Source organism: Anaerostipes hadrus ATCC 29173 = JCM 17467, from assembly GCF_030296915.1.
GTDB classification, from domain to species: domain Bacteria; phylum Bacillota; class Clostridia; order Lachnospirales; family Lachnospiraceae; genus Anaerostipes; species Anaerostipes hadrus.
Genome location: NZ_AP028031.1, coordinates 1,400,742 through 1,424,261, shown reverse-complemented (window position 1 = coordinate 1,424,261; position 23,520 = coordinate 1,400,742). Strand labels below are relative to the sequence as shown.

22 protein-coding genes and 1 pseudogene are annotated in these 23,520 nt (G+C 37.0%); 21 read left to right on the top strand and 2 right to left on the bottom strand.

Annotation, left to right across the window (positions count from 1 at the left end):
* Window positions 1-7: 7 nt before the first annotated feature.
* The 10 genes from QUE18_RS06980 to QUE18_RS06935 all read left to right on the top strand — a co-directional run bounded on the left by QUE18_RS06980 (window position 8) and on the right by QUE18_RS06935 (window position 10,199).
* Window positions 8-667 carry an MBL fold metallo-hydrolase gene (locus QUE18_RS06980; protein ID WP_009203356.1) on the top strand — a complete coding sequence of 220 codons (660 nt, stop codon included), beginning with the start codon at window positions 8-10 and terminating at the stop codon, window positions 665-667.
* A 3-nt stretch (window positions 668-670) separates the two neighbouring features.
* Window positions 671-2,101, top strand: a complete 1,431-nt coding sequence (gene hemZ, locus QUE18_RS06975; RefSeq protein WP_009203357.1) for a coproporphyrinogen dehydrogenase HemZ — start codon at window positions 671-673, stop codon at window positions 2,099-2,101.
* 14 nt (window positions 2,102-2,115) lie between these two features.
* Complete coding sequence (locus QUE18_RS06970; RefSeq protein WP_009203358.1) at window positions 2,116-2,739, top strand: HD-GYP domain-containing protein; 624 nt, start codon at window positions 2,116-2,118, stop codon at window positions 2,737-2,739.
* Window positions 2,736-3,980 carry a histidine--tRNA ligase gene (gene hisS / locus QUE18_RS06965; protein WP_009203359.1) on the top strand — a complete coding sequence of 415 codons (1,245 nt, stop codon included), beginning with the start codon at window positions 2,736-2,738 and terminating at the stop codon, window positions 3,978-3,980. The genes QUE18_RS06970 and hisS overlap by 4 nt, the downstream gene beginning before the upstream one ends.
* An 85-nt stretch (window positions 3,981-4,065) precedes the next feature.
* Window positions 4,066-4,584 (top strand): flavin reductase family protein, encoded by a 519-nt coding sequence (locus tag QUE18_RS06960; RefSeq protein WP_008391060.1) that lies wholly within the window; start codon window positions 4,066-4,068, stop codon window positions 4,582-4,584.
* 76 nt (window positions 4,585-4,660) lie between these two features.
* A complete protein-coding gene (aspS, locus tag QUE18_RS06955; RefSeq protein ID WP_009203360.1) occupies window positions 4,661-6,454 on the top strand; it encodes an aspartate--tRNA ligase in 1,794 nt (597 codons plus the stop codon).
* 4 nt (window positions 6,455-6,458) lie between these two features.
* Window positions 6,459-6,929 carry an ACT domain-containing protein gene (locus QUE18_RS06950; RefSeq protein WP_009203361.1) on the top strand — a complete coding sequence of 157 codons (471 nt, stop codon included), beginning with the start codon at window positions 6,459-6,461 and terminating at the stop codon, window positions 6,927-6,929.
* Between the two features lie 92 nt (window positions 6,930-7,021).
* Window positions 7,022-8,257 (top strand): serine hydroxymethyltransferase, encoded by a 1,236-nt coding sequence (gene glyA, locus QUE18_RS06945; RefSeq protein WP_008391053.1) that lies wholly within the window; start codon window positions 7,022-7,024, stop codon window positions 8,255-8,257.
* 36 nt (window positions 8,258-8,293) lie between these two features.
* On the top strand, window positions 8,294-9,784 hold the full coding sequence (locus tag QUE18_RS06940; protein WP_009203362.1) for a L,D-transpeptidase family protein: 1,491 nt from the start codon (window positions 8,294-8,296) through the stop codon (window positions 9,782-9,784).
* Window positions 9,785-9,809: 25 nt separating this feature from the next.
* Window positions 9,810-10,199 (top strand): hypothetical protein, encoded by a 390-nt coding sequence (locus QUE18_RS06935; RefSeq protein ID WP_009203363.1) that lies wholly within the window; start codon window positions 9,810-9,812, stop codon window positions 10,197-10,199.
* Here the strand turns inward: QUE18_RS06935 and QUE18_RS06930 are convergent.
* Window positions 10,168-11,106: a helix-turn-helix transcriptional regulator gene (locus QUE18_RS06930; RefSeq protein ID WP_009203364.1), complete on the bottom strand. Its 939-nt coding sequence runs from the start codon at window positions 11,104-11,106 to the stop codon at window positions 10,168-10,170. The genes QUE18_RS06935 and QUE18_RS06930 overlap by 32 nt on opposite strands.
* A gap of 194 nt (window positions 11,107-11,300) precedes the next feature.
* Complete coding sequence (locus QUE18_RS06925; protein WP_040344153.1) at window positions 11,301-11,939, bottom strand: lactate utilization protein; 639 nt, start codon at window positions 11,937-11,939, stop codon at window positions 11,301-11,303.
* 141 nt (window positions 11,940-12,080) lie between these two features.
* Here QUE18_RS06925 and QUE18_RS06920 point away from each other — a divergent pair, with 141 nt between their 5' ends.
* The 11 genes and pseudogenes from QUE18_RS06920 to QUE18_RS06870 all read left to right on the top strand — a co-directional run bounded on the left by QUE18_RS06920 (window position 12,081) and on the right by QUE18_RS06870 (window position 23,413).
* Complete coding sequence (locus tag QUE18_RS06920; protein ID WP_009203366.1) at window positions 12,081-14,060, top strand: DNA topoisomerase; 1,980 nt, start codon at window positions 12,081-12,083, stop codon at window positions 14,058-14,060.
* A 73-nt stretch (window positions 14,061-14,133) separates the two neighbouring features.
* Window positions 14,134-15,060 (top strand): stage III sporulation protein AA, encoded by a 927-nt coding sequence (gene spoIIIAA, locus QUE18_RS06915; protein WP_040344156.1) that lies wholly within the window; start codon window positions 14,134-14,136, stop codon window positions 15,058-15,060.
* A complete protein-coding gene (locus tag QUE18_RS06910; protein ID WP_009203368.1) occupies window positions 15,057-15,575 on the top strand; it encodes a stage III sporulation protein AB in 519 nt (172 codons plus the stop codon). Before spoIIIAA ends, QUE18_RS06910 begins: the two co-directional genes overlap by 4 nt.
* A 36-nt stretch (window positions 15,576-15,611) precedes the next feature.
* A complete protein-coding gene (gene spoIIIAC / locus QUE18_RS06905; RefSeq protein WP_008391038.1) occupies window positions 15,612-15,809 on the top strand; it encodes a stage III sporulation protein AC in 198 nt (65 codons plus the stop codon).
* 21 nt (window positions 15,810-15,830) lie between these two features.
* On the top strand, window positions 15,831-16,220 hold the full coding sequence (locus tag QUE18_RS06900) for a SpoIIIAC/SpoIIIAD family protein (protein WP_009203369.1): 390 nt from the start codon (window positions 15,831-15,833) through the stop codon (window positions 16,218-16,220).
* Complete coding sequence (locus tag QUE18_RS06895) at window positions 16,217-17,344, top strand: stage III sporulation protein AE (protein ID WP_009203370.1); 1,128 nt, start codon at window positions 16,217-16,219, stop codon at window positions 17,342-17,344. The genes QUE18_RS06900 and QUE18_RS06895 overlap by 4 nt, the downstream gene beginning before the upstream one ends.
* A gap of 5 nt (window positions 17,345-17,349) precedes the next feature.
* Window positions 17,350-17,793, top strand: a complete 444-nt coding sequence (locus QUE18_RS06890) for a stage III sporulation protein AF (RefSeq protein WP_009203371.1) — start codon at window positions 17,350-17,352, stop codon at window positions 17,791-17,793.
* A 7-nt stretch (window positions 17,794-17,800) separates the two neighbouring features.
* Complete coding sequence (locus QUE18_RS06885) at window positions 17,801-18,340, top strand: stage III sporulation protein AG (RefSeq protein WP_009203372.1); 540 nt, start codon at window positions 17,801-17,803, stop codon at window positions 18,338-18,340.
* Window positions 18,341-18,342: 2 nt separating this feature from the next.
* Window positions 18,343-18,918, top strand: coding sequence for a SpoIIIAH-like family protein (locus QUE18_RS06880; protein ID WP_009203373.1), 576 nt, complete (start codon window positions 18,343-18,345; stop codon window positions 18,916-18,918).
* A 201-nt stretch (window positions 18,919-19,119) separates the two neighbouring features.
* Window positions 19,120-22,191, top strand: coding sequence for a metallophosphoesterase (locus tag QUE18_RS06875; RefSeq protein ID WP_051040956.1), 3,072 nt, complete (start codon window positions 19,120-19,122; stop codon window positions 22,189-22,191).
* Between the two features lie 193 nt (window positions 22,192-22,384).
* Window positions 22,385-23,413: pseudogene (locus tag QUE18_RS06870) on the top strand (IS256 family transposase).
* Window positions 23,414-23,520 lie beyond the last annotated feature (107 nt).

Here is a 23,520-nt window from a genome sequence, read left to right as displayed (position 1 = left end):
TGAAAATATGAGCGAAACAACATTAAGACTTGACAGACCTCTTAAGATGGTAACGATCTGTCTTGGGCAGATGCAGACAAACTGCTATATTGTTGAGAATACAAAAACAAATCAGGCATTCGTCTTTGATCCGGGAGATCAGGGAGAGCGTATTATGAATACATTAGAAGAAGATGGAATGGAACTGGCAGGCGTATGTCTGACACATGGGCATTTTGATCATGTAATGGCCCTTCCATATCTGATGGAACAAAAACCAGATCTTGATATCTATCTTTATGAAGATGAAGCAGATGTTCTGGCAGATCCACAGCTCAATCTCGGAGCGATGATGGGAATGGATCTCTCATTAAAAGCGAATCATCTGGTGAAAGATGGAGAGATCATAGATGTATTAGGAACAAAGGTAAAATGTATCCATGTTCCAGGACATACAAAAGGTGGAGTATGTTATTATTTTGCAGATTATGGATGGCTGATCTCTGGAGATACACTGTTCCAGATGAGCATTGGAAGAACAGACTTTCCGACAGGCAATTTGAATGATCTTCTGACAGCGATCAGAGAGAAATTATTCGTACTCCCACCATGGACAAAGGTACTATCCGGTCATACACCACCAACGACGATCGAGGAGGAAAGCAGATGCAATCCGTTTCTGCAATAGATTATGATTGGATTAATTCAGAACAAGACCATTTATGAATATGACATTCGAAGTTTAATATTGGCATTTATGCTTGGAGAGAAGATAGAATTGACGGATCACGTTGATTCTATCTATGATTTTATACTGGATGTGGATTATAAAGATCAGAAAATCGTCATGAATCTATATAAAAAGGGCGAGTTAGAAGATGAAATCCAGTTATTTGGTGATTATGAAAATAAGAAGATTTTTAAAAACCGGATGAAACAAGGAATTTATCAGTTGTTTTCCAAAGCATTAGACAAACAGCTTCCATGGGGAACGTTGACTGGGATCCGTCCGACAAAGATTGCTTTTGATGGATATGAAAAGGGTGAGAGCAGTGAAGAGATCATTCACAGATTTCAAAAGGATTATCTGGCATCCGAAGAAAAAGCAAGATTATGTACAGAAACCGTTCAGAAAGAGAAAGAACTTCTAAAAGCATTTCCATACAAAGAAGGATACAGTCTATATATAGGAATCCCATTTTGCCCAAGCACATGTTTGTACTGTTCTTTTACATCGTATTCGATCGATCAATTTGAGAATATTGTACAAGACTATCTTGAAGCTTTATTGAAAGAACTGGATTTTGTGGCGAAGACTTATGCGCACAAAGAACTTCAGACGATGTATATTGGCGGTGGAACACCAACATCTTTAAAAGAAGAAGATCTGGAATATCTGTTATATGAGGTTAATAAGAGATTCCCATTTTCAAAGATCCAGGAGATCACTGTGGAAGCAGGACGGCCAGACAGCTTGAATTTCGAGAAATTAAAGATTCTAAAGAAATATGGTGTGACAAGGATCAGTATCAATCCACAGTCAATGAACGATAAGACATTAAAACTCATTGGAAGAAATCATTTCGCACAGGATATCAAAGAGAAATTTAATCTTGCGAGACAGGCTGGGATCGATAACATTAATATGGATATGATCTGTGGGCTTCCAGAAGAGGGCATGGAAGAACTTTCCTATACTTTAGATGAGATCAAAAAACTTGATCCAGAGAGTTTAACGGTCCATGCACTTGCAGTCAAGCGTTCATCGAGATTGAATCGAATGAAAGATACATATCACTTTGGAGCGAGTGAAGAGATGGTATCTTATGCCGCTTCATGTGCAAGAGATATGAATATGGAACCATATTATTTATACCGGCAGAAAAACATTCCAGGGAACCTTGAGAATGTCGGTTTTTCAAAAAAAGGAAAAGAATGTCTCTATAATATTTTGATTATGGAGGAATTACATGATATTATAGCAGTTGGTGCTGGTACATCTTCAAAGATCGTCCATCAGGAAGACCATCAGGTGGACCGCATCGAAAATCTTAAAGATATAAAGCAATACATTACACGAATTGATGAGATCATTCATAGAAAAGAATTAAAGATGATATAAACAGGAGTTTGATTATGGCAATCAGTTATGGACGAACAGATATTGAGACACCGATCCATGCGGATATAAAAGAAACGATCAGTCATGGTATCATTGTCAGTAATTTGGCTTATCTTGTTGGCAAGGAATTAGGATTACAAGAAGAAGTGTGTTATGATCTTGCGGTTGCAGGAATGTTACATGATCTTGGAAAAGTAAGACTTAATTTCTATATGAATGAGAAAGTGGAAGATGAGATTCTGGCTGTTGACGAAACAAGATATATGAGAATGCATCCATCCATTGGATATGCGATCCTTGCAGATTACGATTATAACCAGACGGTTTTAGACGCAGTTCTATATCATCATGAACATTATGATGGCACCGGTTATCCACATAATCTGACAGGAAAACAGATTCCATTAGTTGGAAGGATCATGCATGTATGTGATATTTTCGGAGCATTGATCTCAAACAGGGATTATAGAGAGGGATTTGATGTTGAGACTGCACTTGATATCATGATCGATGAAGTAAAGAATTTTGATATGAAAGTATTTTTAGCATTCCAGAGAGTCGCATTTTCAGACGGAGTTATGGAAACTGTGATGGAAAAAGGCAATCTGGATGAATTATTTGAGGAGGAACAAGAATGATTACACAGGCACCAAGAGGAACAAAAGACTGGTTTGGAAAAGATATGGACCAGCGCACATATTTAGAGAATATTTTCAAAGATTTATGCGCATCCTATAATATTCACGAGATCATCACACCAGTATTTGAGCATACAGAGCTTTTTCAGAGAGGTGTTGGAGAAACAACAGACGTTGTCCAGAAAGAGATGTATACATTTGAAGATAAAGGACACAGAAGCATTTCATTAAAACCAGAAGGAACAGCAGGAGCGATCCGTGCATATTTACAGAATGGTCTGGCAAATGAGCCACAGCCGATCAAGATGTTCTATATCACACCAGCATTCCGCTATGAAAAACCACAGAGTGGAAGATTAAGACAGCACCACCAGTTCGGAGTTGAATTTGTCGGAGCGGAAAGTCCATTAGCAGAAGTAGAGCTGATCACATTAGTATCCACTTTTATTAAGAAAATTGGGTTAAAAGATGCAAAATTACACATCAACAGCATTGGATGTGAAAATTGTAGAAAAGAATATAACAAAGCATTATTAGCATATTTAAAAGAACATGAAGAACATTTATGTCCTACATGCAGAGAACGTATGGAAAAGAATCCATTACGTGTCATTGACTGTAAAGTTCCAGAATGCAAAGAGATCGTCAAAGATGCACCAAGAACAATCGACTATTTAGATGATGAATGTAAAGCACATTTTGAAGAATTAAAGAGTCTGTTAGATGCATTAAATATTCCATATGAAGTTGATACAGAAATCGTTCGTGGATTAGACTACTATACAAAGACCGTATTCGAATTTGTAAATGAAGATGGATTTACTTTATGTGGTGGTGGACGTTACGACAATCTTGTTCATGAGATCGATGGAAAAATTTCTATGCCATCCGTTGGATTTGGTATGGGTGTAGAGAGAATCCTTTATTTCTTAGAAGAAGAGAAAGTAGATCTTCCATGCACAAGAGATATTGACCTTTATGTAGGAATTCTTGGACAGGAAGCAAAAGCAAAAGCTTACCAGATCGTTGTAGATCTTCGTGATCAGGGATTTGTCGTAGAAACAGATTATCTTGGAAGAAGCGTAAAAGCACAGATGAAATATGCAAATAAGCTGAATGCCAAGAATACGATCATCATTGGTGATGACGAATTAGCGAAGAATGAAGGAAATGTCAAAAATATGGAAACAAGAGAAGTTACGACCATTTCGCTTGATAAGATCGCAGATTGTTTAAAATAAAATCATGCTTTCTTATACTAGTTCGTGACATTTTTGACAAAATCATATATAATGAGTAATAATTACAAGAAAGGAGGTAACATGCATGAGTGAATATGCGATCGTGGCACCAGAAGATTTCGACCAAAGCGTATTTCGCCTGATTGGTAAGGAATGGATGCTTGTTACTGCAAAGAATCAGGAAGGAAAAGTTAACACAATGACTGCCTCATGGGGTGGTTTAGGTGTTATGTGGGGTAAGAATGTCGCTGTGACAGTCTTAAGACCACAAAGATATACAAAAGAATTCATTGACCAGTCAGAATCATTTACATTATCTTTCTATGATGATACTTTTAAGAAGGATTTAAGCTATCTTGGAAGTGTATCTGGAAGAGATGAAGACAAGATCGCGAAGACACGTCTGACACCAACAGATGCGAATGGAATTCCATTTTTTGAGGAAGCAAAGATCGTACTGATCTGTAAGAAGTTATATTCTCAGCCAATGGATCCAGAAGGATTTGTTGATAAATCTTTAGATGAACAGTGGTATCCAGAGAAGGATTATCACGTACTTTACGCTGCAGAGATTGAACAGATCCTTGTAAGAAAAGATTCATAAAAGAATATATAAGGCAGAACCGAAGATACGGGCTCTGCCTTTCGTACAAAGTGAAAAGGATGAAGGAGGAAATATCATGGCAGAATCAATGTCAGGTTTAGCCAGATCCCACCGATGTACAGAGGTAAGCAACAAACTTATCGGAACAGAAGTCACTGTCATGGGATGGGTACAGAAACGAAGAAATTTAGGAAGTCTTATATTTGTAGACTTAAGAGACCGCTCAGGAATCTTACAGTTAGTTTTTGATCAGGAAGTATTATCTGAGGAAGACTATAATAAGGCAAACTCTTTAAGAAGTGAGTATGTCGTTGCAGCAGTAGGTACTGTAGAGAAGAGAAGTGCAGCGATCAACGAGAACTTGAAGACAGGAGATATCGAGATCAAGGTACATACATTACGTATCTTATCAGAATCAGAAACTCCTCCATTTCCAATTGACGAGAATCAGACAGTCAAAGATGAACTTCGTTTAAAATACCGTTATCTTGATCTTCGAAGACCAAATCTTCAGAGAAACTTACGCATTCGTAATGATGTAACAAGAATGGTACGTAACTTCTTAGGGGATGAAGGATTCTTAGAGATCGAGACACCAGTTTTAGGAAAGAGTACACCAGAAGGAGCAAGAGATTATCTTGTACCAAGCCGTGTACATCCAGGAGAATTTTACGGACTTCCACAGTCACCACAGCTGTTTAAACAGCTTTTAATGTGCTCAGGATTCGACCGTTACTATCAGATCGCAAAATGTTTCCGTGACGAAGATCTACGTGCAGACCGCCAGCCAGAGTTTACACAGATTGATATGGAACTTTCATTTGTTGATGTCGATGATGTGATCGATGTAAATGAACGTCTGTTAAAGAAGATCTTCAAAGAAGTATTAGATATTGATGTACAGCTTCCTATGCTTCGCATGACTTATAAAGAAGCAATGGACCGTTTTGGATCTGATAAACCAGATATGCGTTTTGGAATGGAACTTACGAATGTATCCGATACAGTTGCCGGATGCGACTTTATGGTATTTAAAGGAGCATTAGAGAATGGTGGATCTGTAAGAGGATTAAACGCTAAAGGTTTAGGAGATCTTGGACGTAAGAAGATCGATGGATTCGTTGACTACGCCAAAGACTTCGGAGCGAAAGGTCTTGCATATATTCAGTTAAAGAGCGATGGAACAGTGAAATCATCTTTCGCTAAATTTATGAAAGAAGAAGAGATGGATGCACTGATCAAAGCAATGGATGGACAGGCAGGAGACTTATTACTATTTGCCGCAGACAAAGACAAAGTTGTCTTTGATGTACTTGGTAACTTAAGACTTCACATTGCGAAACAGTACGATATGATCGACAAATCCCAGTATAAGTTCTTATGGGTTACAGAATTCCCATTACTTGAGTGGAGCGATGAACAGAATCGTTACACAGCAATGCATCACCCATTTACGATGCCATTTGAAGAAGATCTTGAATTCATTGATGAAAGACCAGGAGATGTCCGTGCGAAAGCATACGATATCGTATTAAATGGTACAGAACTTGGTGGTGGATCAATCCGTATCCATCAGGATGATATTCAGGAGAAGATGTTTGAAGCTCTTGGATTTACAAAAGAAGATGCTTACAACCGTTTTGGATTCTTATTAGATGCATTCAAATTTGGAGTACCACCACATGCTGGTTTAGCTTATGGTCTTGACCGTCTTGTTATGTGGTTAACAGGAGAAGACAGCATTCGTGATGTCATCGCCTTCCCGAAAGTAAAAGATGCTTCCTGCCTGATGACACAGGCTCCAGGACCGGTTGATACATTACAGCTAGAAGAACTTGGAATTGAACTTTCAACACCAGAGGAGGAATAATCAGATGGAGAAAATGTTATTTAGCGGTGTTCAGTCTAACTCTGAAGTTGCACTGATCGCAATCAAAGGAATCAAAAACCAGCCAGGAATCGCAGCAAAAGTTTTTGGTGCCATTGCAGAAGAAAAAATCAACGTGGAACTGATCCTTCAGTCCATCGGACGTGGAGAGAATAAAGACATCTCTTTCGTTGTAGCACAGGATGAAGCAGATCATGCCGTTGAAACATTAAAGAAAGCATTTGATGAAGCAGATTACGAAGATATTATCAGTGATAAAGAAGTCGGAATTGTATCTATCGTCGGAGCTGGAATGATGTCTAACAGCGGAGCAGCTTCTAAGATGTTTGAAGCACTGTATAATCGTGGAATCAACATTCACTTAATCTACACATCAGAGATCAAGATCACTGTTCTGATCAAAGAGAGTCGTGTAGAACGTGCAGTAGAAGCATTAAAAGAACAGTTCCAGGAATAATCAGATAGATCAAGTGATCGAATGATCATAAGAATAAGACACAACATACGAGACACAATATTATTTTACATAAATATATAAAGGAGAAAACAATGTTTGATTTTAGCGAAGTAAAGAACTACGATCCAGAATTAGCAGAAGCAATGGAAAACGAATTAACAAGACAGAGAACAAATCTTGAGTTGATCGCATCAGAGAACCTTGTTTCCAAAGCTGTTATGGCTGCAATGGGAAGTCATTTAACAAATAAATATGCAGAGGGATATCCAGGAAAACGTTACTATGGTGGATGCCAGTATGTAGATGTGGTAGAAGATCTTGCAAGAGAACGTGCCAAAGAATTATTTGGATGCGAATATGTAAATGTACAGCCACACTCTGGAGCACAGGCAAACATGGCAGTATTCTTCGCAGTATTGAATGTCGGAGATACATACATGGGAATGAGCTTAGACCACGGTGGACATTTAACACACGGAAGCCCAGTCAACATGTCTGGTAAGAACTATCACTGCGTACCATACGGAGTTAATGATGAAGGATTCATCGATTATGATGAAGTAGAAAGAATCGCATTAGAATGCAAACCAAAGATGATCATTGCTGGTGCAAGTGCATACGCAAGAGCGATCGACTTCAAACGTTTCCGTGAGATCGCTGACAAAGTTGGGGCAGTTTTAATGGTAGATATGGCTCATATCGCAGGATTAGTAGCTGCAGGATTACACCAGAGCCCAATCCCTTATGCTCATGTAACAACAACTACAACACATAAGACATTAAGAGGACCTCGTGGTGGAATGATCATGTGCAGCAATGAAGTGAACGAAAAATACAACTTCAACAAAGCAATCTTCCCAGGAATCCAGGGTGGACCATTAATGCATGTGATCGCTGGTAAAGCTGTAGCATTCAAAGAAGCATTAGACCCATCATTCAAAGAATATATGACACAGGTTGTGAAGAATGCAGATACTCTTGCAAATGCACTGATCGAAGAAGGATTCGATATCGTATCTGGAGGAACAGACAACCACTTAATGTTAGTAGATCTTAAGAAATATGATCTGACAGGAAAAGAAGCTGAAAAAGTACTGGATTCTGTACATATCACATGTAATAAGAATACTGTACCAAACGATCCAAAATCTCCATTCGTAACATCAGGACTTCGTCTTGGAACACCAGCTGTTACAACTCGTGGACTGAAAGAAGACGATATGAAAGTGATCGCAAAAGCTATTCGTCTGACATTATTAGACAAGAAACTTGATGAAGCAAACGAATTAGTATTAGGATTAACAGAAAAATATCCACTCTATGAATAATCCATCACAGAGTCGTATTTGGAGGCAGAAATCAATATGAGGATTACAAAGAAACAAGGGGGAATCATAGGAGGTGCCGTAGCGGTTGTTTTAATAGCAGCCGCTATCGGTGTCCATGCCCATTATCAGAACCGTTGGTATCCGGGGAGTACATTTAACAAAGTTGATGTGTCAGGAATGACATACGAAGAATCAGTGAAGAAAGTAAAGAAATCCATTGATTCTTACAAGTTAAAGATCAAGGGAAGAAATAACGGACAGGAAGTGATTTCCGGTAAGGAGATCGATCTTGCATTTAAGACAGAATCACATGTAAAGGATGCTTACAAAAAGCAGCACAGCCAAAGTGTATTTTCAACGATCTTTGGTGGCAAAAAAACCAAAGTGACAGCAGTTGCATTATCAGAGCAGAAATTAAAGACTAAATTAAAACAATCCGTTTTGATCAAAGGCAGTGATACATATAAGATCACAAAACCAGTGGATGCAACGATCGTATATTCTGCAGATAAGAAATACGGTGTAATCCAGAAGGAAGATGAAGGAAATTACTTAAACCGTAAAGCATTTTATGACGCAGTAGAGAAATCCATAGAGTCTTTAAGTAACACACTGAATCTGACAGATGAAAAGAAGAATCCGGACGTCTATAAAAAGCCTGGTCTGTATCATGATGATGAAGAATTAAAACAGATGCAGACAACCTACAATGAGTATTTATTACATTTCATTCAGTGGGATATGGGCAATAATGTCAAAGAAACATTAGGTCCAGATGCGTTAAAAGACTGCATCAAAGTAAACACAAAGAGACATACTGTAAAATTAGATCAGCCTGCTGTCGAGAAATGGTTAGAAAGCTTTTGCTTAAAATACAAGACACAGGGAATCGCAAGAACATTTAAGACACATTCTGGCAAGAAGATCAAAGTAAGTGGTGGAGACTATGGATGGCGTATCGATTATGACAAAGTTATCGCACAGACAATGAAAGCGTTAAAGAAAGCACCAGATGAATCTGCGATCAAAGCCTATGAGAAAGACCCTTCCAAGGAGAATGAACAGGCTTTACTTACAAGCTTAAAACCAGTCTACAGCCACAAAGGATATCGTATGGATTATACGAACAAGCAAAATGACTGGGATACACAAAACTACAGTGAAGTTGACCTGTCAGCACAGGAAGTTTTCGTCTACAAGAAAGGAAAACTTGTATTCAGCACAACCTGTATCACTGGAAAAGCAACACCAGATCGTATCACAAGAACCGGTGTTTATGACATCAAAGAGAAGAAACTTACAAAGACATTAACAGGTGCGGATTACAGTGTTCCAACAAGATACTGGACAAGGATCATGTGGACAGGAACAGGATATCATTACAGCAGCAGAGGAGACTGGGGAAGCTGGTCACCAACGTATTATAAGACGAATGGATCTCATGGATGTGTTAACTTAACATTATCAGATGCAAGATCTGTATATAACCTGACGAAGATCGGAGATCCTGTATTTATTCATTATTAAAAGAAAGAAAAAGAGGTTTCAATCAATGAGAAATCAATATGAAAAACAGGAAAAAGTATTATGGTATGCACAGATCATGATCTTTTTAGGTGCTTTGGCAACTTGGTTTAATCATATGGATATGCATACATTTTATACGATCAATATCATTTTATCAGTGATTTCAATCATTTCTCTGACACTGGATCGCTTTTATTTTAGTGAGAAGATCGGGCAGAAAGTACATAATTCTTATTCTGTTGCATATGGATTACTAGTGATCTTTACGTTACTACTGGTAATTTTGTATGCGGGGATATTAAAGATCGATCTGATCATGCAAGAAGGGACAAAGATGATCTGGGCATTAACACCAGCATTGAGTCTTCTTTGGAAGACGAAATTCATCGCCTTCCGTGAATGGGATCAGCGTTAGAAGAAAGAGTTTGTTGCTGAAGAACAGATTTATAAAAGGCTCTTGGCGTTATGCCGAGGGTCTTTTTAAACATTTCAGAGAAATAACTGCTGCCAGAGAAACCATACATCTTAGCGATATCTGTTATCTTTTTCTCATGTTTTATGATCTCAGGCAAGCTCATATGAATACGAAGTTGATTCAGATAATCCACAGGACTTAGATGAACATTTCTTTGAAAGAGTCGGCAGCATTCACTATTGCTTAGATGGCAGTAAGAAGCAATATCAGCGAGTGTATGCTTTTGGTCGATCGTTTTAGTAAGATATATCATCACATCTTTCATACGTTCCAAATCTCTGGATTCTTTTAAGGACAGTTCTTTGGAGAGATTCACATTATGAAAGATATAATAAAAGATCTCGTTTACAAAATGGTTGATCTTCAATTCATAACCATCAACAGGACGGTCACAGATATCATTCATTTTGCGGATCATTTCAAGGATATATTTCTGCCAAGGGACTTTTGGAACGAACGTTAAAAATCCAAAGGAAGGATGATCGACCAGAGGTTTGATATATTTTTGATATAAAGGATTATCTTCTGTCTGAAAAAGAACAGAAGGGCAGATCCGGTAGATAACAAAGCGGCAGTCATAAGACTGATATACACAAGCGGAATGAATCTCCCCAGTGTTTAAAAAGAAACCTTCTCCAGAAGAAACCAGAAAAGCCTTCTGCCGGACACGAAATTCCATCATGCCAGAGAGAACATATATAAACTCAAATTCATCATCCCAATGAGGAAATAAAACCTGAGCAGGCATCTGTCGGATATCCAGTACCTTGCGTTCAAATGAAACGGTTTTAGAAAGCGGAAGCAGTGGAAAATAAGTGATAGATGAATGGTAAATATCATAATTCATAGAAAAACCTCATAATATCAATATTGTTATAAAAAATGTCGAATTGTGTCATAATATAGTTTGATTTTACTATGATTGTTATAAAAATTCAAGAATAGAAAAGGCATTTTCACTGGAATGGCGATAAAATATCCAGTGAAAATGCCTGATAAAATGTCTGTGTTCTGTGATATTTGATAGAAAGAGCGAGTGCCTTAATAACCTAGAGATTCACCAACAAGGATCACTTTGACACGATCTTTCATCATTGCACTCTGACGTCTTGTCACAACGATCTGACTGCAGATGCAGGTATCACCATAACAGTCTCCACAACGTCCAGTCATAGAACAAGGGGTTTTCAGTCCGAGACGAAGAGTGTTTGGAGGGCTGGCAAAATTACGAACTCTCTTAATACCATCTTCCACATCATTGACAACTTTGTTCATACCAACGATCATAATCACATGTTTAGGACCATAACTTAAGCATGCAACACGGTTACCAGTTCCATCGATATTGATCAGTTCTCCGTCTAAGGTGATCGCATTAGAGCTCATCAGGAAATAATCAGATAAGACAGCCTTAGAAAAGATCTCACGCTGCTCATCAAAATTCTTTGCAACAGAACGATCGATCAGCTGATAGTTTCCTTCCTTTAAGGCATCCATCAGCCCAATCTCAGAAACACTCATAGAACCACCCCAAGAAACAGAAGAGCCCTCTTTGATATAACTAAGAGCCTGTTTTAGGGCGTCTTCCTTGGTTGCACAGAAAACACCATGCATATTTCTTTTTTCAAGTCCCTTGATAATTGTCTGTGCACGAAGTTTGGTTGCTTCATTTAAAAACATACTCATCATCCTTTCAGTATAAATTTTATGTGGAATCATGATTCTACAAATATGAATTCCATAAGAACCAGATTTAATTATATCATGTTTTCAATGGTTATGTTATAATATATCGTAAAACTTTTAGAAAGAGGTAATTTTTTGAAAGCACTATTTATCACAGAGAAACCAAGTGTCGCAAGAGAATTCGCAGCGGCACTGAATATAAATGCAAAAAACAGAGACGGATATATGGAAGGAGACAAGGCAGTCATCACATGGTGCGTCGGACATTTAGTTACCATGTCTTATCCAGACCAGTATGACCCTGCACTAAAGAAATGGGACTTAGAAACCATTCCATTTATCCCAGATACATTCAAATATGAAACGATCCCAGGAGTACAAAAACAGTTTGATATTGTATCTTCACTCCTTAATCGAGAAGACATTGATACGATCTACGTCTGCACTGACTCCGGACGAGAGGGAGAATACATCTACCGTCTGGTAGACCAGCAGGCCAATGTCAGCAAAGACAAGAAGAAAAAACGTGTCTGGATTGATTCCCAGACAAAAGAAGAAGTGATCCGCGGGGTAAAAGAAGCGAAAGACTTAAGTGAATACGACAACCTAGCAGCCGCCGCATACCTGCGAGCCAAAGAAGACTATCTGATGGGAATCAACTTCTCCAGAGTCCTGACACTCAAATATGGCTGGACACTTGGTAACTATTTAAATCAGAAACGAAGCTTAGTGGTAGCAGTCGGACGAGTGATGACTTGCGTGCTCGGAATGATCGTCAAGAGAGAACGAGAGATCCGTACCTTTGTGCCAACACCGTTTTACAGAATCTTAGGACACTTTGACTGCCAGGGATTTGAAGTGGAAGCCGAATGGAAAGCAGTGAAAGGATCGAAATACTTTGAGTCCAAGAAACTATATAAAGATAACGGATTCCTGGACAAGAAAGATGCGCAGGAATTCATCAAATATTTAGAAGATGGAAGTAACAATGAGACGATCGTAGTATCCTCATCCAAACGACAGGAAAAGAAGAATCCGCCGTTATTATATAATCTGGCAGAACTTCAGAATGAATGTTCCAAACGATTCAAGCTAAGTCCAGATGAGACATTAAAAGTGATCCAGGACCTATATGAAAAGAAACTGGTTACATATCCAAGAACCGATGCCAGAGTCTTATCCAGTGCGGTCGCTAAAGAGATTTATAAAAATATCGGAGGATTAAACAATTACACTCCACTATCAGGATTTGCAAATGAGATCATGCAGGACAAGAAGTATCAGGGAATCATCAAGTCGAAATACGTAGATGACAAGAAGATCACCGACCACTATGCGATCATTCCAACCGGACAGGCAGTAGGCAGTTTATCAAGGATCTCAGAGATGGGACAGAAAGTCTACGATGTGATCGTCAGAAGATTCCTAAGCATTTTTATGCCGCCAGCTGTGTACTTAAAGATCAAATTAGAGACACAGACCAAAGGCGAAGCATTCTTTGCAAACTTTAAGATGTTAAAAGACCCAGGATACTTAAAAGTCACAGGAATGGGCGGACAGAAGAAAGAAGCCCAATTAACAGAAGAACAGATCCATGCGATCTCATCTTTGAAGAAAGGAATGTCTCTTCCAGTGAAAGACTATACGATCAAAGATGGAACGACATCCGCACCAAAACGATACAATTCAGGTTCCCTGATCCTTGCGATGGAAAATGCAGGACAGCTGATCGAAGATGAAGATTTAAGAGAACAGATCAAAGGAAGCGGGATCGGAACGAGTGCGACAAGAGCAGAGATCGTAAAGAAATTAGTGTCCAATAAATACATTGCATTAAATAAAAAGACACAGATCGTAACACCGACTTTAACCGGAGAGATGATCGTCAATGTTGTCAGTGCATCCATTGGATCACTCTTAAACCCAACCTTAACCGCAAGCTGGGAAAAAGGTCTTACTTATGTGGCGGAAGGAAGTGTCACAGAAGAAGAGTATATGCAGAAGTTAGACAAGTTTGTCACCCAGAAGACAAATATCGTCAAGCAAAATAACTTCCAGTATCAGCTCAGACAATCCTTTGACCAGATCGCACCATATTATCAGAAGAAAAAATAAAATAACATTCATAAAAACACCTTCCATCACATATATTTGGATTATACCAAAATGGGGAGGTGTTTTTAAATTTATGAAAGAGGAAGAAATCTTAGGAATCCTTCCATTACATATCAGAACGATCATAAAGCAGGCAGGCATCAACTGGGACGAACTTCAGGAAATCCGCCTGCGTATTCAAAAGCCAGTCATTTTAAAATACAACGCAAAAACCTGTTATCTATCCGAACAGGGAAAGATCACAACAAGAAAAGAACAATTACATATCGTAACCTCACAAGAGATCAGACAAGCCATGGAATATATCAGCAGCTACTCGATGTATGCTTATATCGAACAGTTAAAACAAGGATTTTTAACGATCCGAGGTGGACACCGGGTTGGAATCTGCGGAACCGTTGTCATGGATCATGATAAAGTCAAAACGATCCGACATATTTCCGGATTAAATATCCGAGTCGCACATGAAGTGAAAGGATGTGCGGACACATTATATTCACGCTGCACCAGAATGGGAAAACTCATTCCAACGTTGATCATCTCACCACCCGGCTGTGGAAAAACAACTCTGCTTCGGGATATGATCCGAAAAATCTCTGATGAAGGACAGACCGTCGGAGTTGTCGATGAACGAAGTGAGATCGGAGCATGCTACCAAGGCGTTGCCCAAAATGATCTCGGGATCCAGACGGATGTCATGGATGCATGTGAAAAAGGACAGGGCATGAATATGCTGATCCGATCCATGGCCCCCGATGTGATCGCTGTGGACGAGATCGGAAGCAAAGAAGATGTGGAAGCCTTATTTTTCTGTGCCTACCGTGGATGCAGCATTCTTGCAACGGCCCATGGAAAGAACAAAGAATCGTTATCCAAGAATCCCTATATGCGGGAGATCATCAACAAAAAGATGTTTCAGCGCTACGTGATCTTAGAACAGCGAAACCAGCCTGGCTATATCGCACAGATCATAGATGAAAACGGGGTGGTCCTAAATTGATCAAGATATTAGGATCATTGATCGTGATCTTTGCAGGGATCGGATTTGGATTTCACAAAGCCGCAAAAGAACAAAAACGTCTGGAACAGGGAATTGCGATCAAACGAATGTTATACCTTCTGCAAGGAGAGATCCGCTATGGATTTACCCCACTTCCAGAAGCTGTTTTAAAAATATCGACAAAGACAGAAAAGGAATATCAGCCATTTCTAAAAAAGGTGGCAAAGCAGTTAGAGACACACAGTGAAGAATCCTTCGCTAAAATATGGCAGCAGACCGCTGATCAGAAATTAAAACAAGTGATCTATGAACCAAAGTTTTATGAAATCTTAAAAAACATGGGTGAAACGATCGGATATCTTGACCAACAGATGCAGGAGAAAACGATCCTGCTGACGATCGAACAACTCGATGACCAGATCTTCCTTATGAAAGATCAAGTAGTAAAGAACTGCAAGATGTACCGAAGCCTCGGTATATCACTAAGCGTTCTGATCGTGATCATCTTACTATAAAGCAACTACCAGACATTTTTATGACAAGGAGGGGTTATGAGTGTCAATATCATTTTTCGGATCGCAGCTGTTGGAATTCTTGTAACGATCCTTGTGCAGGTCTTAAAACATTCCGGAAGAGACGAGCAGGCATTTTTGATCACACTTGCCGGTCTGATCCTTGTCCTTGGCTGGGTGATCCCGTATATCTATGATCTGTTTGAAAGCGTCCAGACACTTTTTACGATATCCTAGAGATTGGAGGCGGATACTAAGATGATAAAAGTTGCAGTCTTTGGGATCGTTGCAAGTCTGATCGCCATGAAGATCAAAACGATCCGTCCAGAGATCGCAGTCGTGATCGCAGTGATCTCAAGCATTCTTCTGGCAATGTATGGTCTAAAACAAATGGAGGAAATACTAACCGTGTTTGAGATGATCCGGTCCTATTCAAAAATCCCACAAAGCTACTTCCAGATCCTTTTAAAACTGATCGGTATCTCCTTCATCTGCGAGTTTGCATCCAACATCTGTAAAGATGCAGGACAGGCATCGATTGCAAAGCAGATCGAGTTTGCAGGGAAATTAGCGATCCTGATCGTTGGACTTCCAGTCTTTGAATCGCTGCTTGGAACGATTCAGAAACTATTAGGAAATGGCATATGAAACAAAGAATATTCCTGCTAACCTTGCTGTTTTTACTGATCCTTACAAGAACAAATGATATTTCAGCCAAAGAAACAAAACTCAACGAAGATATGTTTACCAATGTGGAAAACACCTTAAAAGACAAAGAGATCAATCTATCTTATACACAATTAGTAAAACAGCTGATCGACGGAAATGTAAAAGGTGTTCTGCATACGATCAAAGCCAAAATGAAAGAGGTCTTTTTAAACCGTATGTTGATCCAAAAAGACTTGATCAGAGAAATCCTTCTGATCGCATTTACCGCAGCCATCTTTAAAAATCTGTCCGATTCCTTTTTTCAGCAAAGCACAGCCAATAGTGCATTTTATATTACTTATGTGATCCTATGCGGTGTCATGGTACATTCCTTTTTTTATTTAAACAAAACAGTGACGCAGCTCGTTACCTTAATGGCAGATTATATGAAAGGAATGATCATGGCATATTCACTGGCTGTTGTCTCAACTTCCGGGATCACGACATCAACGACAGTTTATGAATTCTATCTTCTGCTGATCTATGCAATGACAACCCTTACAAATGTTGTATTACTTCCGATGATCAAGATCTTATTTGTCCTAAAGATCATCAACCATATATCAAAAGAAGAACATTTTTCAAGACTATGTAAAACGCTCGAAGGTGTGATCAAGTTTTTGCTCAAAGGATTCCTAAGTGTCCTGTTAGGAGTCCAGCTGATCCAGTCAATGATCCTGCCAGCCGTTGATTCCATGAAAAATACAGTTCTCCAAAAAGGAATGAGTGCCATTCCAGGAATCGGAAGTGGTTTGAATTCAGCCATGACCATGGTCATCGGTTCGGCAGTTGTGATCAAAAACAGCATCGGAGCCGTTGGGATCCTTGTACTGATCGTGATCATCGTGCCACCAGTTATAGAGATCACAGCAGTTGTTCTTACCTATCTGCTGGCAGGGATCATGATTCAGCCCATATCCGACAAAAGGATTACCGGAGCGATGGATGCAGTCATTCAAAGCGGGAAATTAATGCTTTCGATGATCTTTACGATGGCACTATTATTTATCCTGTCCGTGGCATTGATCGCATTCTCAACCAACGTTAATTATTATGCGGGGTAAGGATTATGGAATATCTGAAAATGATCATATTTTTTCTGATTTTAACAACACTGATCGATCAGCTCTGCGACAAAAGCATCTACCGTCCATACCTTCGGTTAATGACAGGATTTATGCTCATCTCCCTGATGATGCAGCCAATATCCTATTATTTATCCAACGAAGATATCGTGACACAGGCAATCTCAACCGCAGTCAAAGGAGAAAATAACCCTGCATTTTTAGATGGTGCAAAAGAAGAAAAACAAAATCAGATCAAAGAACAGATCACAACATTATTTTCACAGTACGATCTCAAAGTATTAGACGTTGACTCAAAGGTAAATGAAAAAGGAACCATCGAGAAGATCGACATCAAAACAGACAAGCTTCGTCATACAAAGAAACTAAAAACCGCAATTTCAAACTTCTATAATATGAAGGAATCTAATATAAATATAAGTGAGTAGAAGAAATATGATAGAGAGGGAAAAACTACAACATCTGATCGAAAATATCGGCATTCCAAAACTTTGCCTGATCTTACTTCTTGGCATCAGCCTGATCATCGTAAGCATCCCATCCGGGAAGACAAAGAAGAACGCACAAAGCACTGAAACCACAGCAAAAGAAGATTCTACTGATCTCTATGTGAAAAAGCAGGAGAGGCGATTGGTCAATGCATTAAAACATGTAGAAGGAGTCGGAAAAGTAAAAGTGATGATCACCGTTAATTCATCCAAAGAAGCCGTCGTAAATAAAGACAGTCCCTACGAACAAAGCAGCAGTGAAAAAGAAAAAACGGTCAAAGAAGATGAACAGACTGTCTTAGTCGAAGAAGATGGAAAGAAAGTCCCATATGTGATCAAAGAAGTAGAACCAGTTGTCGAAGGAGTGGTCGTTGTCGCCCAAGGCGGCGGGAATGATATTATAAAGAATCAGATCGTTGAAGCAGTTTCTGTGTTATTTCATATTTCATCTTATAAAGTGAAAGTCTTAAAAATGGAGGATTCCTAATAATGAAAAAAGTATTTCAGAAAAATCAGATGATCATCATGACCCTAGCGGTCGTGATTGCTGTTGCAGGGTATGTAAATTATAGTCAGAAATACGATTCGGATGGGGCGAAGAATAGTAAGACGAAGACAGTTTCAAAGAACGTGGCAAAAGAGAGTGCGGCAGCAGTGACCGATGACGTTACCGATGTTGGGGAAGCGGTGCTTACAAATGCACAGGTTAGTAATTATGTGGCAAAGGCGAAACTTGAGAGGGAGCAGACACATAGTAAGGCGAAGGATACATTGGAAGAGATTATTAAGGATAAGACAGTGAAGGATAGTGTGAAACAGGATGCGGTGGATAAGCTGGCAATGTTGTCAGAGCAGATGGAGATGGAGACTGCAGCGGAGAATCTGCTGGGGGCTAAGGGATTTTTGAATAGTATTGTTACGATTACGAATGGGAAGGTAGATGTGTTGGTGAATAAGAAGGATCTGTCGAAGGTTGAGAGGAGTCAGATTGAGGATATTGTGGTGAGGAAAGTGGGGTGCCAGTTGGGGGATGTGGTGATTAGTAGTATTAAGACGGAGGAGTAGGTGGAAGGTTAATATGGAATAGATGTTTTGACTCTCTCTGGATGATATTCATTGATAAATGAATATCATCCAGAGAGAATTTTGTTTATATACAAATTCATATATTAGAGTTGTGTATTTAATTGAATTGATTCATAATATATATTATAAATGAGTTTGAATATAATGTAGGTAATGACTATAGAAAATGGTGGTGAAGAGATGATATATAATGATTTACAACTAGATACAATAAATTTAGATGCTAAAAATATTATCGCAAAATTAAAAAATAGAGAATTGGATATAACGAATATTCCAGAAGAATTTGCTTTAGATATGAAGATTGTAAGAGCTGAAAGACAACTTGGATTAAGAAAGAGTAAGCGAAGAGGATTTGATATTATTAGACAAAAATTTTTTGTGGAAGAGGAATGGCTATGTAGAGATTGGATGAATAATTGGGGGTATAAAGAAAATAAAATTACATTTGACACCTTTGAAGAATATTATAATTTTTTAGATGGTGATATATATGAAAATGCATGTTATTATCAATATTCATTTAAGGATGATTTTTCCAAAATATTAAAATTAAATATAAAAAAATTAAAGAGAAAGAAATGTTTTATATCTGAAAACATAGATGATTATAAAAATCCATTATTAAAAGAAGAAATGGATTTTTATATTGAATCAGAGCATCGAAAGAAGGATTTTAAACAATGGATAAGAAAATTTAATAATTGTGATACATACGAAGAATTTAAAAACGTATGTGATGAATATGAAAATTCTGAAATGAAAAGCTATGCAGAAATTATGTTTTTTCAATATGCACGTTCAAATAAGCCCGATAACAAACATTTAGATATACTAATGGAATATTTATCAAAAGATTATTATGGAGACAACATTGTACAAGGGTTATGTTTAATTTATAATCCGAAAGAAGTAGCTGAAAAATATAATTATTCACAGAATTCTAAAATTGTAAATAAAAGACATATAAATTTAATCAAAAAATTTGTAGATGATTTTGAAAATAATAACAATATAGAAAAAACAGTGGTTGCTTATTTTGATAAAAATATACATTATTTTTTTGAGAAAACAATGATTGATTGGTATGTGATTAATAGAGATAGAAAGCAGAGACGTAGAAGTCGAGTATATCAAGCTTTTGAAAATTTTAATGACTTTATTAAGTATAGAAATGGAGATTTGAGGGAATGTGATTTATCTGATGCGTTTGGTTTAGATATGGATTTGTCGAAATATGTAATAGATGATACAACAAAATTACCAGTAGAGAGAAATCAAAAATTAGAATATGAGGTGGAAAAAACATATGAAAATGAGAAATTTTTAGTAAAAAAAACTTGGTATAATAAATATGGATATGAAGTAAAAGAACAAACATTTGATTTTACATATTTTTTTGACTTTATTGCTTTTTTAAAAGGAGATTTATCAGATGCAAACTTAATTTTTTGTACAGGAATGAAAAATCTTTTAGATATAAAAGATATTAATTTAAAGAACGCTAAATTGACGAGCCAGGTATGTAAATCGTTAAATATTATGTATGATAAATATATCTATGATAAAAAGTTGGTACAAGAGTTTGCATGTGTAGAAGATAATGAAAAGCAGATGGAGTCGGAAAAGATTGAGTCAAAGAAATATGGTATTTCAGTTGATAATATGGATGTGGAAGGAGATTATAGAATTAGTTATATATCAGATTTACATTTACTTCACAGAATAGCTCATGCTGAATGTGAATCAAAAGAAGATATATATTATTTGATTTATAAAATTGCTGATAATATAGTAAAAGAAAGTGATGAGATAATCTTGATTGGAGGAGATGTATCATCAACATTTTCAATATTTAGATTGTTTGTGAAGATACTTAGAAAAATTGCAGATCAAAGCTATGTAAAGAAAGAATTTGTATTTGTTCTTGGAAATCATGAGCTATGGAATTTTCCAGAGTTATCATTGAATCAGATTGTCGAAAAATATAGAAATTTTTTAGAAGAATATGATATGTATTTGTTACATAACGATTTAATGTATAAAGATAATAAAAATGAAACTAATATTATACCATATAATAAATTGATGCATTTTAAAGATAGTAATATTATAGAAAAATTGAAATCTTCAAGAATGGTTATATTAGGAGGACTTGCATTTTCAGGATATAATAAAAAGTTTAATGCCAATCAGGGAATATATAGAGAAACTATTGACAGGGATGTTGAAATTGTAGAGAGTAAAAAGTTTGAAAAATTATATTATAAGTTAGAAAAATTATTAGACAAGAAAAATACTATTATTTTTACGCATACACCAAAAAAAGATTGGTGTGCAAATGAAAGTTGTCATAAAAAATTTGTATATGTTAGTGGACATACACATAAGTCGATGTTTCATGATGATGGTGTGGAAAGGATATATGCAAATAATCAAATAGGATATAGGAATGAAAATCCACATTTAAAAAATTTTTTATTAAGTGGAGAGTATGATTGTTTTGATTATTATAAAGATGGAATTTATGAAATTACATCTGAGCAATATAGAGATTTTGCAAAAGGGAAAAATATAAATATGACATTTAATAGAAAAGTGTTGATATTATATATGTTAAAGAAAAAGGGATACTATTGCTTTATATATAAAACAAAAACAGGATCGTTATGTATATTAAATGGTGGGGCATCAAAAAAATTGGATAAAAAAGATATCCAATTTTATTTTGATAATATGGAATTAATGATATCTACAGTTAAGAATCCGTTGGATAAATATACAAAGTATCAACAAAGGATTTCAGATGAAATTAAGAAAATTGGTGGTAGTGGAAGAATCCATGGATGTATTATAGACATTGATTATTATAATCATGTATATGTAAATCCAATAGGATTGGAGATAGTATCTTATTGGGCATCGGATATAATTAATAAAATAGTATATCCTAATATAATATCATTGTTAAAAGAAAAGTGTCCTACATTATATTTTGATTATTTGAAAGCCATCGAGATGCAAGATGATAATAGTGTATTACTTAAGGGGCATAGAAATGAAAAAGTAGCGTTAGAACCACAGAAATATTTAGAAACGGATATTTATAGAATTTCTGTCGAAATTAAAAAAATGCAAAAATTGTATTCCAATATTCTAACAAGCTGGTATGACACAGAACAATTAAAAATAAATTCTAATAATCAGGAGATAGATATTTGTCAAAATAATAACTTATTGAAAGATAAATAAAATGATTTATAAGGGCTGTTTGTGATTTCTGAGACCGTTTCAAGTTTTGTGTAAATACAAAAAAATGATAAGATTAGTCAATAGTTAAGAGGGCTATGAATCAAAAATTGACTCATAGCCCTTATCTGCATTATATAAAAAAGGTTTACACAAACTGATGTAAGATAATATTACTCAGTTTGGAGGTTTTTTTATGGGAAGAAGAAAAGGAGACACACCGCAAAAAGCAGCATTAAGGCAACTAATGCAAGGATATTTAAAAGACAATGATATCAGCATAAAAAATGGAACGGACGTTAATGCAATCATGCGTGATATGATGTCAGTAATCCTTGAAGGTGCTCTGGATGAAGAACTTAATGAGGAACTGGGTTATTCCAGATACGATTATCGTAATAAAGATACGGAGAACAGCCGTAATGGTCATTCTGGAAAAACCATGCATACCAGTTATGGTGATATTGAAATTGCTGTTCCTCGTGATCGCAACGGTGAATATGAATCACGATTGATCAAGAAATATCAGAATACTGTTACCTAGGACATGGAAGAAAAGATCCTCTCCATGTATGCAAAGGGCATGACAACCGGAGATATTGAATCTCACATGAAAGATCTTTATGATATTGATATATCAGACAGCACGATCAGCCGTATCACAAATAAGATCCTTCCGATCGTAAAGAAATGGCAGGAAAGACCTTTGGAAGAAGTATATGCTGTTGTTTATATGGATGCCATCCATTATCATGTACGAAGTGAAGGACGGATTGTAAAACGTGCAGTTTATATTGTGCTTGGTATCAACATGGATGGGAAAAAGGAAGTCCTTGGAATATATGTAGGCGATAATGAAAGTGCTAAATTCTGGCTTTCTATCATCAATGGGCTGAAAAATCAAGGAGTGAAAGATATCCCGATCACATGTGTGGATGGACTGACAGGATTTCCACAGGCAATTGAAGCCGTATTTCCACAAACAGAGATACAGCAATGTGTTATTCATCAGATACGAAATACAACAAGATATGCATCTTATAAAGGCAGTCGAAAAGTCATGGCTGATCTTAAAGCAGTGTATGCTGCACCAACCGAAGAGATTGCTTTAGAGAATCTTGAAGATTTCGGAGAAAAGTGGACTGGTCGCCGAAGGGACTGGAGCCAGATCCGTGCACAATTGGATATATTTTTTGAAGAACGATTAGAAAAATATATGTATTAAAAATCTGTATTTTGAGGCAGATCTATTTGACATGTCCAAAATTTTTTATATAATGCAGATAAGGGCTATGAGTCAAAAATTGACTCATAACCCTCATAACTATTGAT